The 17,522-nt window shown below is 73.9% G+C and carries 11 protein-coding genes and 1 pseudogene; 6 read left to right on the top strand and 6 right to left on the bottom strand.

Annotation, left to right across the window (positions count from 1 at the left end):
- The first annotated feature begins 37 nt into the window (after positions 1–37).
- Both HB662_RS29895 and HB662_RS01965 read left to right on the top strand, forming a co-directional pair.
- The gene (locus tag HB662_RS29895) at positions 38–2,086 is read left to right on the top strand and encodes a flagellar hook-length control protein FliK (RefSeq protein ID WP_168046591.1); all 2,049 of its coding nucleotides are present in this window, start codon (positions 38–40) and stop codon (positions 2,084–2,086) included.
- Positions 2,087–2,099: 13 nt separating this feature from the next.
- Complete coding sequence (locus tag HB662_RS01965) at positions 2,100–2,768, top strand: flagellar hook assembly protein FlgD (protein WP_168046589.1); 669 nt, start codon at positions 2,100–2,102, stop codon at positions 2,766–2,768.
- Positions 2,769–2,776: 8 nt separating this feature from the next.
- On the opposite strand, the gene pgi is transcribed toward HB662_RS01965, so the two are convergent.
- Positions 2,777–4,405 carry a glucose-6-phosphate isomerase gene (gene pgi / locus HB662_RS01960; protein ID WP_168046587.1) on the bottom strand — a complete coding sequence of 543 codons (1,629 nt, stop codon included), beginning with the start codon at positions 4,403–4,405 and terminating at the stop codon, positions 2,777–2,779.
- A gap of 334 nt (positions 4,406–4,739) precedes the next feature.
- On the opposite strand from pgi, the gene HB662_RS01955 reads away from it, so the two are divergent.
- Together HB662_RS01955 and HB662_RS01950 are read left to right on the top strand one after the other, a co-directional pair.
- Positions 4,740–7,736: a PAS domain-containing protein gene (locus HB662_RS01955; RefSeq protein WP_168046585.1), complete on the top strand. Its 2,997-nt coding sequence runs from the start codon at positions 4,740–4,742 to the stop codon at positions 7,734–7,736.
- A gap of 53 nt (positions 7,737–7,789) precedes the next feature.
- Positions 7,790–8,767: a MerR family transcriptional regulator gene (locus tag HB662_RS01950; protein WP_168046583.1), complete on the top strand. Its 978-nt coding sequence runs from the start codon at positions 7,790–7,792 to the stop codon at positions 8,765–8,767.
- A gap of 10 nt (positions 8,768–8,777) precedes the next feature.
- On the opposite strand, the gene HB662_RS01945 is transcribed toward HB662_RS01950, so the two are convergent.
- Positions 8,778–10,034 carry an insulinase family protein gene (locus HB662_RS01945; RefSeq protein ID WP_168046581.1) on the bottom strand — a complete coding sequence of 419 codons (1,257 nt, stop codon included), beginning with the start codon at positions 10,032–10,034 and terminating at the stop codon, positions 8,778–8,780.
- Positions 10,031–11,452 (bottom strand): M16 family metallopeptidase, encoded by a 1,422-nt coding sequence (locus HB662_RS01940; protein ID WP_168046579.1) that lies wholly within the window; start codon positions 11,450–11,452, stop codon positions 10,031–10,033. Before HB662_RS01940 ends, HB662_RS01945 begins: the two co-directional genes overlap by 4 nt.
- Positions 11,453–11,728: 276 nt before the next feature.
- Between HB662_RS01940 and HB662_RS30030 the strand changes: the two are divergent.
- Positions 11,729–11,956, top strand: a pseudogene (locus HB662_RS30030) (hypothetical protein); the annotation flags it as partial.
- A gap of 1,084 nt (positions 11,957–13,040) precedes the next feature.
- Here HB662_RS30030 and HB662_RS01930 read toward each other — a convergent pair.
- From HB662_RS01930 to HB662_RS01920, 3 genes are all read right to left on the bottom strand, one after another.
- The gene (locus HB662_RS01930) at positions 13,041–14,543 is read right to left on the bottom strand and encodes a methyl-accepting chemotaxis protein (RefSeq protein WP_168046575.1); all 1,503 of its coding nucleotides are present in this window, start codon (positions 14,541–14,543) and stop codon (positions 13,041–13,043) included.
- Between the two features lie 148 nt (positions 14,544–14,691).
- Positions 14,692–15,645, bottom strand: a complete 954-nt coding sequence (gene argF, locus HB662_RS01925; protein WP_168046573.1) for an ornithine carbamoyltransferase — start codon at positions 15,643–15,645, stop codon at positions 14,692–14,694.
- Positions 15,642–16,844, bottom strand: a complete 1,203-nt coding sequence (locus tag HB662_RS01920; RefSeq protein ID WP_171970200.1) for an acetylornithine transaminase — start codon at positions 16,842–16,844, stop codon at positions 15,642–15,644. The genes argF and HB662_RS01920 overlap by 4 nt, the downstream gene beginning before the upstream one ends.
- Positions 16,845–17,056: 212 nt before the next feature.
- Between HB662_RS01920 and HB662_RS01915 the strand changes: the two genes are divergently transcribed.
- Positions 17,057–17,506 carry a hypothetical protein gene (locus HB662_RS01915; protein WP_168046569.1) on the top strand — a complete coding sequence of 150 codons (450 nt, stop codon included), beginning with the start codon at positions 17,057–17,059 and terminating at the stop codon, positions 17,504–17,506.
- Positions 17,507–17,522 lie beyond the last annotated feature (16 nt).

The following is a 17,522-nucleotide window of genomic DNA, read 5'->3' as shown; positions in this document are numbered from 1 at the left end:
CGTAGCCTGACCCGTCCCTGCCGGGCGGCGCCGTCCCGTGGCTGGCACGGTCGTTGCCCTTACGCCGGCCATGCAGATCCAGCCCGCCGCCCGGCCCGCCCCGGCACCACAAGCCGCCGCCATCGGGACCATCCCGGGCACTGCCGCCGCCACGGGCGGCGATTTCGCGGCGCTGCTGGACCGCGCCGTGGGCGTGGCGGCGGCGGCGCCCGGGGCGGCGGAGCCTGCGCCGGCCGCGGAGCAGGCCGTCGCTGAACCCGCCGCCGAGATTTCGGCGGCAATCGAGGCACCGGATGTGCCGGCCCCGGCGGAGCCGCCCAGCGCGGGCGAAACGCCGCCGGAACCGGCCGGCATGGCCGAGGTCCCGCCAGCGCCGGTCGCTCCGCAGGCCGATGCCCAGCCCGCCCCGCCGCAGGTGGTCCCGGTACTTGCCGTGCCGCAGCGGGTGGTCGCACCCGCGCCCGGCACGGCGGCGCCCGCACAGGATTCATCGGCACGGCCATCATCGGCACAGGTGGCGCCGGCACAGGGGGCGTCGGCGCAGGTGGGGGCTGGGTCGGCACCGCCCGAGCCGGCTGCCGATGAGCCCGCCGCGCCGGGACCGCCCGACCCGTTGCGGCCCGGGAGGCTGTTCTCCGGTCCGGGATCCGCCAGCCCGGAAGCCACCGGCCCGGAAGCCACCGGCCCGGAGTTCACCGGCCCGGAGTTCACCAGCCCTGAATCTGCCAGTCCGGAATCTGACGAGCCGGCATCGTCCGGCTTGGCATCCCCCGCCCCGAGATCCCCGGCGCCGGCATCCACGGCGCCCCCATCCGCCGGCGTGTCCGCGCCGGCATCGCCCGCCACACGCGCGCCAGCCTCCCGGCAGGCGACAGCCGAGCCGCTGCCTTCCGCCCTGTCCGGCCCAGCCTCACCGGTGGCGTCGGCCCCTCAAACTGCTGCGCCGCGCACGGACACCCTACCGATGCCGGATCAGCCCCCGCCGGTTCCGGGCGCGTCATCTACCGCGGCGCGCCAGGCCGCTATCGGGCCGGCCGGCGGCGTCCCGGTGGTGGAGGTTCTGGCGCCACCCTCCGCGGCGCAGCCCGCCCCTGCCGCCGCAGCCCCGGCCATGCCGGAGCCGGCCGCCCCGGCCTCCGCCGCGGTCACGGCACAGCCTGTCTCCGCTGCGGCCATCCGGCCAGGCGACAGGGCGCCTGCCGGCTCGGCCGAGGCGGTCGCGACCGGGCGGGGCACCGCCGCCAACCTACCGCCGGCCGCCCCGCCAGGCGCTTCGGCGCGGGCGCGGGCGGCGGCGGGTGAGGGGGCGGCCGTCGTGGAACCTGCCTCCGCCACCGCCACCGATGCGGCCGCGGAAGCCACCTTCGTGGATGATCCCGCTGCCGAGGCCGTCGAAGCCGAGGCGGCCCGCGCCGCCCTGCCTCGTGCCGCCGAAATCCTGCTCGCCGAGCGCCTGGTCGCCGAGCATTCGGCCACCGAACGCCTGGTCACCAAAACCCTGGCCACGGAGCCTGGCGCGCGCCCCGACTCGCCGGCCGCCGCCGCCAGCACGGAACTGGCGGCCCGCCCGCCGCCACCGGCCCGCGCCGCAGCGCCCGTGCAGGTGGCCTGGCCGGCGCGGCAGGTGGCGCCCTTCGCGGTGGCCCTGGCGCTCGGCCCCGATGCCAGCCTGACCCTGACGCTGGACCCGGTGGAACTCGGCCGGGTCGAGGTGGCGATCGACCGCAGCCGCGGCGAGGCCGCGATCCGCATCACCGCCGAGCGCCCCGAGACCCTGGCCCTGCTGCAACGCGATGCGCGGGAACTGGAGCGTGCCTTGGCCGATGCCGGCTTCGGCGACCGGGCATCCACAGATCGGAACGGAGATCGGAACGCCGGCGAGCGCGGCCCGACGCTGTCCTTTTCCCTGAGCCAGGGCAACCCGAACCAGGGCCAGCCCGACCAGGGCCGCCCCGACCAATCCGGCGGCACCCAGGCCCAGGCGCCGCGTGGCGAGGCACGCCGCCAGGCGGCGAATGACGCCGCGCTGCGCGCCCTGCCGCCCCGCCGCAGCATGCATCCCGGCCTCATCGATCTCGCAGTCTGACGGAGCACCCACCATGAGCGGCTCGATAACCTCGGTCACCGGCGCTTCCATCACCGGCGCCACCAGCGGCGGCACCTCCGCCGGCACCCGGCTGTCCGGCGACCTCGACACCTTCCTGAAGCTGCTGACCACGCAGCTGCAGAACCAGGACCCGACCGCGCCGATGGATGCGGACCAGCTGACCCAGCAGCTCGTGCAGTTCTCCACGGTGGAGCAGCAGATCAACACCAACAACACCCTGCAGCAGCTGCTGTCCCTGCAGCAGGCCAGCCAGCTGGGCGAGGCGGCAGGTCTGGTCGGCCAGCGCGTGGCGGTGGAGACGGACCGCCTGCCGCTGCAATCCGGCAGTGCCACGGTGAACCTGCCGGCCGCCGCCACCGCCCGCATCGCGCGGATCGAGGTGCGGGACGCCAGCAACCTGCTGGTCCGCACCAGCGACGTAACCCTGGGCACGGCGCCGATGGCCTGGAACTGGGACGGCAAGGCCACCAACGGCACGCAGCGCCCCGATGGCACCTACCGCATCACCGTCAGCGGGCGGGACGGCGATGGCGCAGCGGTGCCGCTGGGCTTCACCGTCACCGGGCTGGTCACCGGCGCGGTGCGCGACAATGGCGCGGTAACGGTGCGGATGGGCAGCCTGAACGTCGGCTACGACAGCCTGCGCGACCTCGGAGTCTGATCCCCGCCTCAGCCTTCCTGCAACCGCCGGATCTCGCCGATCATCGCCGCGGTGGCGGCATCCGGCGCGGTGGCGCCGCCCTCCAGCGCCGGCAGGATGCCGCCGGCAAGCTGCTTGCCCAGCTCGACGCCCCACTGGTCGAAGGGGTTGATGTCCCAGTATGCGCCAAGGCAGGCGACCTTGTGCTCATACAGCGCCACCAGCGCGCCGAGCGTGGCAGGTGTCAGCGCCGGCAGCAGGATGCTGGTGCTGGGGCGGTTGCCGGGGAAGGTGCGGTGCGGCGCCAGGCGGTCGATCTCGGCTGCCGGCAGGCCGGCACGGGCCATCTCCGCCCGCGCCTCGGCCTCGGTGCGGCCGCGTGCCAGCGCCTCGGCCTGGGCCAGCGCATTGGCCAGCAGGATGCGGTGGCTGGCCGGGTGGCCGTGGTCCGGCCGCGCCACCAGCACGAAATCCACCGGCACCGGCGTGGTGCCCTGGTGGATCAGCTGCAGGAAGGAATGCTGGGCGTTGGTGCCCGGCTCGCCGAACACCACCGGGCCGGTGGCATGGCGCACCGGCAGCCCCGCATTGGTCACCCGTTTGCCAAGGCTTTCCATCTCCAGCTGCTGCAGATGCGCGGCGAAGCGGGACAGGCGTTCATCGTAGGGCAGTACGGCGCGGGCGCCGTAGCCGCAAAAATTCACATGCCAGACCTCGGTGGCGGCCAGCAGCATCGGCAGGTTGGCTTCCGGCGGGGCGGCCAGGAAGTGGTCGTCCATCTCCCGCGCCCCGGCCAGCAGGCCCGCGAAGGCATCCAGCCCGCAGGCCAGCGCGATGGAAAGCCCCACCGCCGACCACAGGCTGAACCGCCCGCCGACCCAGTCGCGGAAGCCGAACACCCGGTCCGGGGCGATGCCGAAGGCGGCGGTTCCCTTCAGGTTGGTGGACAGCGCGGCCAGATGCCCCGGCACCGCGCTGTGGCCCAGCGCCCTGGCCAGCCAGTCGCGCACCAGCTGCGCATTGGTCATGGTTTCCTGGGTCGTGAAGGTCTTCGACGCCACCAGCACCAGGGTGCGCCGCGGGTCGAGGCGGGGGCGCAGCGCCTCCCACGCATGGGCATCGACATTGGCCAGGTAATGCGCCCGCATCGGCATGCCCGGCCGCCACAAGGCGCGGGTCACCATGGCCGGGCCGAGGTCGGAGCCGCCGATGCCGATATTCACCACATCGGTGAAGCGGTCCCCGCCGGCACCCAGGATCTGCCCGCCATGCACGCCCCGCACGAAGCCCGCCATGGCATCCAGCGTTCCATGCACGGTGGCGGAGGCGTTCTCATCCCCCACCTGGAAGCCGCCGGCGGGCGCGCGCAGCGCCATGTGCAGCGCGGCGCGGCCTTCCGTGCCGTTCACCGGCCGCCCGGCCGCCATCGCATCGCGGAACCGCGCCACGCCGCGCGCCTGCCCCAGCGCCAGCAGCGCCGCCAGCACCGGATCGGTCAGCGAGGTGCGGGACAGGTCCAGCAGCAGCCCGGCGGCACGGAAGCCGAAGCGCCGGGCGCGGGACGGGTCCGCGTCCAGCAGCCGGCGGATGTCGGAAGCCCCGGGCTCGCGGGCCAGCGCCGCCACCGCATCCCATGCCGCACATCCAGCCTCGGTCATTGCTTTCCCCCCAAACTCGATCGCGCCCGGCGGCCCGGTTTCGCCGTGCCGGCCAGATTCCGCCGCAGGGCTGCCCTTATTCGCTGCCACGCAACAGTCGCGAAACACCTTGCCTGTCGCACTGGGCTAGCCTGTTGACGAAACGCCGCGGGGCACCGCCCAGGATCCGTGAACCGTTCGGTGACACCGTTGGTTCCATCGCCGCTCGGCTCCGGCCCCAAGCGCGGGTTAAAGCATTTCGGTGGACGATGGAATCGCAGCGGACCAGGACGGTCCCCAAGTTGCGCGCAAAGGTGCGCAGGGCGGCGGCGCCCAGGGCCGCAAAGGGGAACGGATGAGGCTGGCGTCGGATCGTGGTGGCAACGGCGATGGTGCCGGAAGATGGCTCGCACTCAGTCTGGCTGCCTTCGCGCTGATCGCGGCATGGCTGTTCCTGGTGGCCAGCCTGGCGGACCGTCGTGCCACGCTCGAACAGGGCTGGACGGATGCGGAGAATACCGCGGCGCTGCTCGCCCAGCAGGCCAACCGCCTGCTCCGCATCGCGGAGCTGACCACGGCCCGCGTGGCCCAGATGGCGGACCGCATCGACCTTGAGGACCTGCGCGGCCCGAACTGGCCGGAGCTGGAGGAGATCGCCACCAGCACGCCGGAGGTGCAGGCGATCTGGGTGACCGATGCCGCCGGGCGGCTGGTGGCGACCAGCCGGGACCGCCGCATCTTCGGCCTGCCGCTGGCCACCGCGCCCTATTTCCAGCCGCTTCGGGCCGGCGAGACCGGCCATGTCACCGGCCTGCTGCATGGCGGCCCCGGCGGCGGCTGGCACTTCGCCTGGGGGCGGCCGCTGCGCGGCCCGGATGGCCAGTTCCGCGGCGCCGTGCTGGCGGCGATCGCGGCGGAGGAATTCGGCGGGGTGGCGGAGGATCTGACCGGGGGGCGGGCGGCGCTGCTGCAGCTCGACCGCCTGGACGGCACATTGGTGACGCGCTGGCCGCTTGCGGTGGTCGGCAACACCCACGCCACGATCGGGCCCTTGCCCGAAGAATCCGGCGCGCGGGAGGTGCTGGACGAGAACGGCATGCAGCGGATGCTGGCCTGGCGCCGGGCGCCAGCCCTGCCGGTGGTGGCCTCCGTCGCGCTGTCACGGGCCCAGGTGCTGGCGCCCTTCCGGCAGCGCCTGCTGCGCAACAGCCTGATCTTCGCGCTGGCGGCGGCACTCGCCGGCATCCTGTCGGTGGCGGCGCTGCGGTCGGACCGGCGGGAACGCGCGGCACGGCTCTCCGCCGAGGAACGCGGCGCCGCCCTGGCCACCGCCCTGGCGGAGCGCGAGGAACTGCTCGCCTCCGTGCAGGAAGGCGAGGCGCGGCTGCGGCTGGCGGAACAGGCCGGGCGGATCGGGCTATGGGACTGGGACCTGCGCGACGGCAGGCTGGCGCTGATCGGTGACGTCTTCACCGAATGGCGCCTGCGGTCCCGCCGCCGCATCACCGCCCGTGCCGCGCTGCGTGGCGTGCAGGCGGAGGACCGGCTGGCCCTGGCCGCCGCGCTGACCGCAGCGGTGCGCGGGGAGGTGCCGCTGGAGGCCGAGTTCCGCCTGGCCCATAGCCGGCCGGAACGCTGGATCGGCGTGCGGGCGGAGGTGCGGCGCGGGGTGGATGGCCAGCCGCGCCGCATGCTCGGCATCGCACTGGACGTGACGGACCGCCGCCGCAAGGCGCAGGCGCTGGCCGAGGCCAATGCCACGCTGGAACGCCGCGTCGCCGAACGCACCGGCGCGCTGGCCGATGCCAATGCCCGGCTGCGCGAAGGCGAGGCACGCTTCCGCGGCATCTTCGATGCCACCTTCCAGTTCATCGGCCTGCTGTCCCCGGACGGCACGCTGCTGGAGGCCAACCGGGCCATGCTGAAGCTGGGCGAGGTCGCGGCGGAGGAGGTGATCGGCCGGCCCTATTGGGAAGCACCCTGGTGGCCGGAGGATGCGACGCTGCGGGCCGCGGTGCGCGACGCCGTCGCCCAGGCCGCCGCCGGCCATTTCATCCGTCGCGAACTGGCGATGCGCGGGCCCGGGGGCAGCACGGTGGCGATCGATTTCTCGGTCAAGCCGGTGCGGGACGAGGATGGCATGGTGTCCCTGCTGGTGCCGGAGGCGCGCGACGTCTCCGCCCTGAAGGCGGCGGAGGCGCAGCTTCTGGAGGCCCAGAAGATGGAGCTGCTGGGCCGCCTGACCGGCGGCGTGGCGCATGATTTCAACAACCTGCTGATGACCGTGCTGGGCAACCTCTCGCTCGCCCGCAAGCGGCTGGGGGATGCCGCCACGCCGCAATTGCTGCGCCACCTGGATTCAGCGGCGCTGGGGGCGGAGCGCGGCGCGCAGCTCACGCAACGGCTGCTGGCCTTCGCCCGGCGGCAGGATCTGAACCCCCGGCCGGTGGATCTCGGCGAGCTGCTGGCCGGGCTCGGCGAATTGCTCGGCCGTTCCGCCGGCCCGCGCGTGGAGGTGGCGGTGGAGCGGCCTTCCGGCCTGCCGCCGGCACTGGTGGACCCGCATGCGCTGGAACTGGCGCTGATGAACCTGGTGGTGAACGCCCGCGACGCCATGCCCGAGGGCGGCCGCATCGTGGTGCGGCTGGATGCGCGGCGGGTGCCGCCGGCGCCCCTCCCGGAGGGCATGCCTCCCGTCCCGGCGGGGCTGGCGCCCGGCCACTACCTGTGGATCGGGGTGGAGGATACCGGCACCGGCATGGATGCCGCCACGCTGCAGCGTGCGATCGAGCCGTTCTTCTCCACCAAGGGCCCGGGCCAGGGCACCGGGCTCGGCCTGTCGATGGTGCACGGCCTGGCGCATCAATCGGGCGGCGCCCTGCAGATCGAAAGCGAGCCGGGATGCGGCACCGTGGCGGCGTTGTGGCTGCCGGTTTCCGCCGAGGCGCCGGTGGCCGCGGTGGCGGGGCGGGAGGCGGAGGCCCCGCGCGGCAACGGCCTGGTGCTGCTGGTGGATGACGAGCCGCTGGTGCTGGAAAGCACCGCCGCGCTGATCGGCGACCTGGGCTATGAGGTGGTGACGGCCGATTCCGGCGAGGCGGCGCTGGCGGCGCTGCGGGACGGCGCCAGGCCGGTCGCGGTGGTGACCGACCACGCCATGCCCGGCATGACCGGTGCCATGCTGGCCGCGCGGCTGGCGCAGGACCGGCCCGGCCTGCCGGTGATCCTGGCCACCGGCCATGCCGGCCCCTGGCCGGATGGCGAGCGCACGCCGCGCCTCGGCAAGCCCTATACCCAGTTGCAGATCGCCGATGCCCTGGCGGCGGCACTGGCCGGGCGCAACCCCTATTGACCCGGTCCCTGGGGCCGCCCCGATAAGACAGGCGACCCGCAGAAAGGTGCCGCATGTCCCAGCCCGACCGCATGTTCACCGCCGCCGAGGCCGCCGGCCGGCTTGGCGTCAGCACCAAGGCGCTGCGCCTCTACGAGGCGCGCGGCCTGCTCCGCCCGGCACGGTCCGCCGCCGGTTGGCGCGCCTATGGCCCGGCCGGCATGGCCCGCGCGGCGGAGGTGGTGGCGCTGCGGGCGCTCGGCCTCAGCCTGGCGCAGATCGCCCGCGTGCTGGAGGGGGAGGCCGCCGGGCTGGAGCCGGCGCTGGCGGCGCACCAGGCGGCGCTGGAAGACCGGATCCGCTTGCTGGCGGAGGCGGTGGGCAGGTTGCGCGGCCTGCGCGCCGGCCTGGCGCAGGGCCAGGCGCCGTCGGTGGGTGAGGTTGCGCGGCTGCTGGCCCGGCCGAGGCTTTCGGTCGGCTTCGAGCTGCCCTGGCCCTGGGGCGGCGAGGCCTTCGAATTGCCGGAGGTGGCGCCGCTGACCTGGATCGTCGGGCCGCTCGGCAGCGGCAAGACGCGCCTGGCCAGGCGGCTGGCGGAGGCCCTGCCCGGTGGCACCTTCCTTGGCCTGGACCGCCGCGCGGACCCCGCCGGGATGCCGCCCGCCCTGGCCTGGCTGGTCGAGGACGGCGCCACCGATACGCCCGCGCTGCGCGCCCTGCTGGCGGGGCTGGCGGGGGAGGGGGCGCTGGTGGTGGACATGGTGGAACAGGGGCTGGACGAGCCGGCGCAACTGGCGCTGTCCGCGCATCTGCGCCGCACCGCCCGCGCCGGGCGGCCGCTGTTCCTGATGACCCGGTCCAGCGCCATGCTGGACCTGGAGGCGGCGGGGCCGGGTGAGGCGATCCTGTTCTGCCCCGCCAACCACGCCCCGCCGCGCCTGGTCACGCCCTGCCCGGGCGCACCGGGCTATGAGGCCGTGGCAAGCTGCCTCGCCGCGCCGCAGGTGCGGGCGCGGACGGAGGGGCTGGTGGCGCTGCGGCCCGTCGCCTGAAGCTGGCGGGTTATAGCCCCGCCGGCTGCCCCGCCACCGCCACCGAAAGCCCGTCGGGCCGCAGCAGCCGCGCCGCCACCTGAGTGGTCCCGTCCCGCGTCAGGGCGCGCAGCCGGGCGTTGCGGCCCTCCAGCCAGTCGATCGGCCTGCCGTTGCGCTGCAGGGCCAGCAGCGTGCCGGCGATGCGCCGGGAATCGGTGAATTGCAGCGGCAGGTTGCCGGTGAGGAACGCCACCGCATCCTCCAGCTCCGCCTGGGTTGGGCCTTCGGCGGCCATGCGCGCCCATTCGGCCCGCATCACCTCCAGCGTCTCCGCCACCCGTGCATTGTCGGTGGCGGAGGAGCCGACGACGACACCCCGGCCGAACAGCGTGTCCAGCCCGCCGCCGATGCCATAGGCCAGGCCGCGCTGCACCCGCACCGCTTCCATGAGGCGGGAGGTGAAGCCGCCGCCGGCCAGGATGCGGAGCACCACCTGGAAGGCCTCCCAATCCGGGTCGTTCACCGGCAGGCCGGCCTGGCCGAACTGGATCGCCGATTGCGGCGCCGGAACCGGCACCACCAGCGTCGGATAGCTGCGGAAGGCGGGCAGCGGCGGCGCGGCCGGGGGAGCCTCCGCCGACAGCCCGGCGAAGAGCTGCGGCAGGATCTCGGCCAGTTCCGCCGCGGTGATGGCGCCACTGGCCGCCACCAGCACACCACTGGCGCGAAGCTGGCGGGACAGCGCATCGCGGATCGCCTGCTCGGGCAGGGCGGTCAGCGTCTCCACCGTGCCGGAGGTCGGCCGGCCGGCGGGGTGGTCCGGGTAGGCGGCGGCCCAGAAGGCGCGGCCCACTTGGCCACGCGGCGTCTCCAGCGCCGCACGGGCGCTGGCGACGGCGCGGGCACGCACCCGCGCGATGGCGCTGGCTTCCAGCCGCGGGGCGTGCATTGCCAGATTGGCCAGCCGCACCGCTTCCGGCAGCGCCGGCACCAGGGCGCGCAGCGAACCCTCGAAGCCGTCGCGCTGGGCGCCGAAGCCCAGCCCGATGGCGGAATCGCGCAGCGCATCGGCGAAGGCCAGCGCATCCAGGTCCCCTGCGCCTTCCGTCAGCAGGGCCGCGCCCATGGCCAGGGCGCCGCCATGTTCCGGCGCGTCCAGCGCGGCACCGCCGCCCCAGCCCCAGGCGAGGGAGACGACCGGCACCGAATGATCCTCGATCAGCCAGGCGGTCTGGCCGCCGGCGGCGGTGACCTGCTGGATCTCGACCTGGAAATTGCCGCTCACAGCCGCACCTCCGCCGGCGCGGCGACGCCTTCGGGCAGCAGCCAGCCGCTGGCGGAAAGACCCTGGCCGAGCACGGCCGTGGCGGCTGCCGCCACCTGGTCCCGCGTCACGGCGCGCAGCCGGCGCGGCCAGTATTCCACCGTCTCGATCGGCAGGCCCACGGCCAGCGCACCGCCGATCATCCGCGGCGCGGCGCCCAGGCCATCGAGCGCCAGCAGCGCGCCGGCCGACATCTGCCGGATGCTGCGCGCCACCTCCGCCTCGGTCGGCCCGCCCTCGTCCAGCAGTCGCTTCACCTCGGCCATGGCCACCTCTTCCACCCGTTCCGGCGCCACGTCCCGCCGCGGCGTCACGGCGATGTCGAAATCGGCCCAGCTCGCGGTCTCGCCGTCGTAGCTGGCACCCACGCCGACCGCGAGGCCGCTTTCCACCAGCGCCCGGTACAGCCGGGAACCCTGGCCGCCGCCGAGCAGGTGGCGCAGCACTTCCAGCGGGTCGGCGTGCTGGGTGGCGCCGGCGGTCAGCGACGGCGCCTGCCAGGACCGCACGAAAGTCGCCTCCCCACGCAGCCGCGGGTCGTTCTTCACCAGGCGGGGTTGCGGAATCTCGGTGGGCGGCGGTGCCCGGTCGCGCGGCACGGCGGGGCCGGCGGGCACGGCGCCCCATCGATCCGTGATCTCGTCCCAGAACGCATCGCCACTGACCGCGCCGGCCACCACCAGCACCGCATTGCCGGGGGCGTAGCGGGCGCGGAAGAACGCCATCAGGTCCTCGTGCCGGATGGCGCGGATCTCATCCTCCCAGCCGATGATCGGGCGGCCGTGCCAGTGCTGGCGGCCCCACATGGCGGCGGTGAATTCCTCGAAGAACAGCGCGCGGGGGGAGGAGCCGGTGCGCTGGGAACGCTCCTCCAGGATCACCTGACGCTCCGATTCCAGCTCGGCTTCCGGGATCAGCGCGCTGGCGAAGCGGTCCGATTCCATCATCGCCACGAGGTCCAGCCGGCTGGCCTCGACATGCTGGAAATAGCCGGTGACGTCCCGCGAGGTGAAGGCGTTGTCGTTGCCCCCCTCCCGCGCCACGCGGCGGGAGAATTCGCCGGAAGCGACGTTGGCGCTGCCCTTGAACAGCATGTGTTCGAGGAAATGCGCGATGCCGGACAGCCCCGGCGGGTCTTCCCCGCCGCCGGCCGCGACAAAGGCGTAATGCGCGACGACCGGGGCGCGACGCTGTTCCACATGCGCCACCCGCAGCCCGTTCGGCAGGGTGCGGAGCGTGGCGCCGAACAGCGGCCGGTCGGCGAGGTCAGCCAGGGGAGGTGCACCCCCCGGGGACTGGGCCAGGACTTCGGGCACGGTGCCCGCGGCTGCGGCGAGGGCGGCGGCCTGCAGGGCCGCGCGACGGGTGAGGGGTGTCATGCGCCCCTACATGGGCCCGCCGGAGCGAATGGCAAAGCGTCCCTTTGACCGGCCTCGACCCGACGCCGCGCCGGGTGGTAGCGGTCATGCTTCGATATCGGAACATTCGGCATGCCAGCATCATCGAGGTGGCAAGGCTGGGGCGCGACGGTGCTGGCGGCGGCGCTGTCTGGCCTTCCGGCGCTGCTGGCCCTGTGGGGCTTCGGCGTGATGATCACGCCGGACAGCCCGACCTACCTCGCCTTTGCCGAGGCGCTGCGCGCCGGCCCGCTGCCCGTGGGTGATGCGCTGCTGCGCGCCGCCCCGGCGCCAGCCACGCTGTTCCGCACCCCGGGCTACCCCGCCCTGCTGGCCGCGCTGCAGGCGGTGGCGCCGGCCGGCTGGCTGGGCTGGCTGGTGGCGGTGCAGATGGCGGCGCAGGCCGGGCTGGCGGCGCTGGCGCATCGCACCGGCTTGGCGCTCGGCCTGGGGTCCCGCATGGCGCTGCTGGCGGCGCTGTTGCCGGCGAGCGGCCATGCCATGCTGGCGCAGATCTCGGTGATGACGGATGCGCTGCATGCCGCCCTGGCCGGCGGCGCGGCACTGCTGCTGCTGTGGGGCGTGCTGCGCGGGCGCGGCCTGTGGCCGGTGCTGCTGGCGGGTCTCCTGCTCGCGGCCGCGACCCTGGTGCGGGAGGCGACGGTCTACCTCGCCCTGGCCTATCTGCCGGCCGCTGTGATTGGGGCCGCTGTGATTGGGGCCGGCGCGATTGGGGCCGGTGCGATTGGGGCCGGCGCGATCGCCGAGAACCGGGCCGCACCGCGCCGGTGCGGGGCCCGCGCGCTGGCCGCCATGGCGCTGCTGCTGGCGCCGGTGCTGGCGGTGGCGGTGCTGCTGGCGGCGGACAACCACCGCCGCAGCGGCACCGCCCTGCTGTCCACCAGCCGGCAGATCGTCATGGTGCAGGCGGTGCTGCCGCTGCTGGCCCGCGGCGTGCCGGTCTTCGACGGTGCGGACCTGTTCGACCGCATGGCGCGGCAGACCGTGGGCCAGGACGGCTATGCCGGCATCGACCGGCTGAACGCCGCGCTGTTCGAGGCTGGCCTGTCGGCGCCCGAGATCGCCGCCCTCGCCAGCGACCGCTACGCCCGCACCTGGCGCCGCCATCCGGCGGAGATGCTGCGCGCCATGGTGGTGCGGCTGCCGGTGAAGATGTTCGGCCTGGGCTTCATGCCGGTGGACATGGTGGCGGAGCTGCACCGCCAGGCCGGCGCGCCGCGCCCCTGGTTCGGCCAGCCGGGCGCGCTGTGGCGTGATGGCTCACCGGTCGCGCTGCTGCTGCTGGCGCTGCTGCTGGCCAGCCGCGCCATCGGCTTCGCGCTGGCGGCGGGGGCGCTGCTGGCGCCGCTGCTGCTGGCCCGCGCCGGGGATGCACGGGCCTGGCCGGTGCTGGGCGCCTGGCTGGTGGTGGGCGGCTATTTCGGCGTCCACCTGCCGGTGCATCTGGAGCAGCGCTACCTGCTGCCGATCGTGCCGCTGGTCGCCTTGCTCGGCCTGGCCGGGTGGCGCGTGCTGCTGGCAGGGCGGGTCCGCCCGGGCTGAGCCTGCGTCAGGCCCGCAGGGCCGCCGCGAAGCCGGCCACTTCCTGCCGCAGCGTCGCGCCCTGGCCGCCGACCTCCACCCCGGCCTCGCGCAGGGTGGCGATGCCGGCCGCGGCGGCGGCGATCTCGTCCGACAGGCCGCGCATCTCCTCGGTCGCGGCCGCCGTCCCGGCCGAGGCCTGCATGGCATTGCGGGCGATCTCCCGGGTCGCCGCGCCCTGCTGCTCCACGGCGGCGGCGATGGCGGTGGAGACTTCCTCCATCCGGCCGACCGCCTCGGCGATGCCGCGCACGCTGCCCACGGCCAGTTCGGTCGCGCCGCGCATGGCGCCGATCTGGGCCGAGATCTCCTCCGTCGCCTTGGCGGTCTGCGCCGCCAGGGTCTTCACCTCGCTCGCCACCACGGCGAAGCCCTTGCCGGCTTCCCCGGCGCGGGCAGCCTCGATGGTCGCGTTCAGGGCGAGCAGGTTGGTCTGGGCCGCGATGTCGGCGATCAGCTTCACCACATCGCCGATCCGCGTCGCCGCCTCCGACAGCCCGTTCACGTTGCGGTCGGAATCGCGCGCCGCGGTGGCGGCTTCCTGGGCACGGCGGGCGCTTTCATCGACCTGCCGGGTGATCTCCGCGACCGAGGTGGCGAGCTGTTCCGCCGCGGCGGCGACGGCCTGCACATTGCCCGCCGCCTGTTCGACGCGGGTGGCGCCCAGCTCGGCCCGCGCGGTGCTCCGATGGCCGGCCTCGCCCACCGCGTCGGCATTGCGCAGCAGCGCCTCCGCCGCCCCGCCGAGGGTCTTCGCGATGCCGCCGATGCTGGATTCGATCTGGTCCGCAGTGGCGCGGCGCTGCGTGGCGCGGGCCTGCTGCGCCTCCATCCGGTCGGCCTCGGCCGCCGCCTGCTGGGCCTGCGCCGCCAGGGTGGAATCGCGCAGCGCCACCACGGCGCGGGCGATCTCGCCCAGCTCGTCGCCGCGCCCGGTGGCCGGGACCTCGGTGTCGAGGCGCCCGGCACCCATCGCCCGCAGCGCGATGGCCAGGCCGCCGAGCGGCCGCAGCATCCGGCGCAGCGCCACCAGCAGCACCAGGCCGGTGCCGAGGATCAGCCCGGTTCCGGTCAGCAAGGCCTGCCGGGTGGCGGATGCGATCTGCGCCTGGGCGGTCACCAGGTCGAGGCCGACGAACAGGATGCCCACTTGGCGGCCGGCGGCATCGCGCACCGGCTCATAGATGGTCAGGTAGGGCAGGCCGAGGATGTTGGCCTCGCCGCGGAAGGTCTCGCCGCGCCGCACCGCGTCCCGCGCCGCGCCCGGGCCGAGGATGGTGCCGGTGGCGCGGCTGCCATCCGGGCGGGCGACGCTGGTGGCGATGCGGGTCTCCGCGCCGAAGACGGTGGCGACGCCGCCGCCGATCGCCTTGACGCGATCCGCCAGGTCGCTGCGGCCGGCCAGCGCCACGCTGCCGATGAACAGGGCGGTCTCGCCCTGCAGCCGCCAGCCCTGGCCGAGATCATCCACCAGGGTCCGCAGCAGCGTCAGGTTGCGTTCGAGCTGCTGCGCGACGGCCGGTTCTGGTCAACAAGGTGTTTCTCATGGCTTGCCTACCTGTAACTTCACGACGAAGTTACCGGCGGCGGATGAACACCCGCTGAATTCTATCCCTGCGTCAGGCCTGCCCCAGCGCCCAGAGCAGCACGCCCTTCTGCGCGTGCAGGCGGTTCTCGGCCTCGTCGAACACCACGCTCTGCGGGCCGTCGATCACCGCATCGGTGATCTCCTCCCCGCGATGCGCCGGCAGGCAGTGCATCACCACCGCATCCGGCGCGGCGTGCTTCAGCAGCGCCTCGTTCACCTGGTAGGGGGCCAGCAGGTTGTGGCGGTTCACCTTCTCCTGCGCCGTCTCGTCGGACATCGAGACCCAGGTATCCGTCACCACGCAGCGCGCCCCGGCCACCGCCGCGTGCGGGTCCGTGGTCAGCTCGATTTTGGCGCCCTCGGCGCGCGCCCAGGCGATGAGTTCGGCGGGCGGCGCGAGTTCGGGCGGGGTGGCCAGGCGCAGGGTGAAGCCGAAGCGGGCGGCGGCCTGGATGAAGGACTGCGCCACGTTGTTGCCGTCGCCGGTCCAGGCCACCACCTGCCCGGCGATCGGGCCGCGATGTTCCTCGAAGGTCATGATGTCAGCCATCAACTGGCAGGGATGGGAGACATCGGTCAGGCCGTTGATCACCGGGATGGTGGCATGTTCCGCCAGCTCCCGGATCTTCGCCACATTGTCGGTCCGCAGCATGATGGCATCGACATAGCGGGACAGCACGCGCGCCGTATCGGCCGGGGTTTCGCCGCGGCCGAGCTGCATGTCCTTCGACGACAGCACGATGGCGTCGCCACCCAGTTGCCGGATCCCCACCTCGAAGCTGACGCGGGTGCGGGTGGAGGGCTTCTCGAAGATCAGCGCGACGGATTTGCCGGCCAGCGGCTTGCCCGGCACCTGCCCGCGCTTGGCCTGCACGCCGAGTTCCAGCATGCGGCGCAAAGTGGCCGCATCCAGGTCCATCAATTCTAGAAAATGCCGGGGGGAGGGGCTGCCCCCTCCCGCCACGGATTTCAGCGCCGCGCTCATTGCGCCGCGGCCTGGGCGGCGCTCGGCGTCATCCGCAGGCAGGTGCGGTCGAGCAGGCGCAGCGCCTCCGCCACCTCGGCCTCGGTGATGATCAGCGGCGGCGCGAGGCGCAGCACGTTCATGCCGGCGGCGACCGTCAGCAGGCCTTCCGCCACGGCGGCGGCCTGCATCTCGCCGTTGTTGACCTCCGGCCGCAGCTTCAGGCCGAGCAGCAGCCCGGCGCCCTGCACGCCCTCGATCACCTTCGGGTGTTTCTGCGCCAGGTCCAGCAGGCCGCGCCACAGCAGGCGCGCGACGCCATCGACCTGCTCCAGGAAGCCGGGGGCCAGCACCACGTCCAGCACCGCATTGCCGGCGGCGCAGGCCAGCGGGCCGCCGCCATAGGTGGTGCCATGCGTGCCGGGCTTGAGGTACTGCGCCACCTTCTCCTTCGCCAGGATCGCGCCCAGCGGGAAGCCGCCGCCGATGCCCTTGGCCGAGGACATCACATCCGGCTCGATCCCGGCCCATTGGTGCGCCCAGAGCTTGCCGCTGCGGCCCATGCCGGTCTGCACCTCATCGAGGGCCAGCAGCAGGCCGAACTCGTCGCAGACGGCGCGGAGTTCGCGCAGGAAGCGGAGGTCGGCCGGGCGCACGCCGCCCTCGCCCTGCACCGGCTCGATCATGATGCCGGCGGTCTGCGGGCCGATGGCATCGCGCACCGCGTTCATGTTGCCGAAGGGCACATGGTCGAAGCCCTGCACCGGCGGGCCGAAGCCGGCCAGGTACTTCTCGTTGCCCGTGGCGGAGAGCATGGCGAGGGTGCGGCCGTGGAAGGCACCCTCGAAGCAGATCATGTGGAAGCGCTCGGGATGGCCGGTTTCCGCATGGTATTTGCGGACCGCCTTCACCATGCCTTCATTCGCCTCGGCGCCCGAGTTGCAGAAGAAGACGCTGTCGGCGAAGGACGCCGCGACATGCCGCGCAGCGAGCTCCTCGGCCTGCGGCACGCGGTACAGGTTCGAGACGTGCATCACCTTCGCCGCCTGCTCCGCGATGACCTTGGTCAGATGCGGATGGCCGTGGCCGAGGCTGCTGGTGGCGATGCCGGCGCCGAAATCGAGGAATCGTCGCCCATCCGCAGTCCACAGCCAGGCGCCTTCGCCCCGCTCGAAAGCAAGGTCGGCACGGTTGTAGGTCGGCATCAGGGCGGGGATCACGCGATCCATCCTCCGTCACGCCGCGCGGCCAGGCGCCATTCGCCAAGGCGAGCGCGGAAGCGACGGAAAGTGCACGATTCCGAGCGGGCGGTCAAAGCACGCCGCGGCGGGGTGCCGCGTCCGTGTTTCAGGCCGTTTCGCCAACCCACCCCGCCGGGGCGCCCGCCGCTAGCATGCGCCGCCAGGATGCACCGGAACTGGGAGGGGCGAGGATGGGATTGCTGCTGGTCACGCCGGCGACGGCGGCGGAGCGGACTGCGATCGAGGCCGGGGAGGCCTGGCATTTCAGCAAGGCGACCCCGCGGCAGATCACCGAGGCGAAACTGGCGGGCGGGCCGGGGCAGCCGAATGCCCGGATCAGGCTTTCCGCGCCGTCCGGCTGGCAGCTCGATTTCTGGAAGTTCATCCGGGACGTCAGCGTCTGGGACCCCGCCGCCCTGTCGCCCGCCGATCGTGGCCGGTACCTGTACCTGTTCCTCGGCGAGCCGGGTACCTGGCAGCGCCGCATGAACGTGCAGAAGGCGCCGCTGACAGTGCGGATTCCCGGCGCCCTGCTGGTGGCGGCGGTGCCGCCTGCCAACCTGTTCTACCGGTCGGTGGACAAGGTGGTGGTGCTGAAGGGGGATTATGTGGGCCCTGCGCTGCTGGATCCGGGTCCCTGACCACGCCACCGGATCG

It is taken from the genome of Falsiroseomonas frigidaquae (assembly GCF_012163145.1).
Taxonomy (GTDB): domain Bacteria; phylum Pseudomonadota; class Alphaproteobacteria; order Acetobacterales; family Acetobacteraceae; genus Falsiroseomonas; species Falsiroseomonas frigidaquae.
This window is presented reverse-complemented; position numbering and strand designations above follow the sequence as displayed.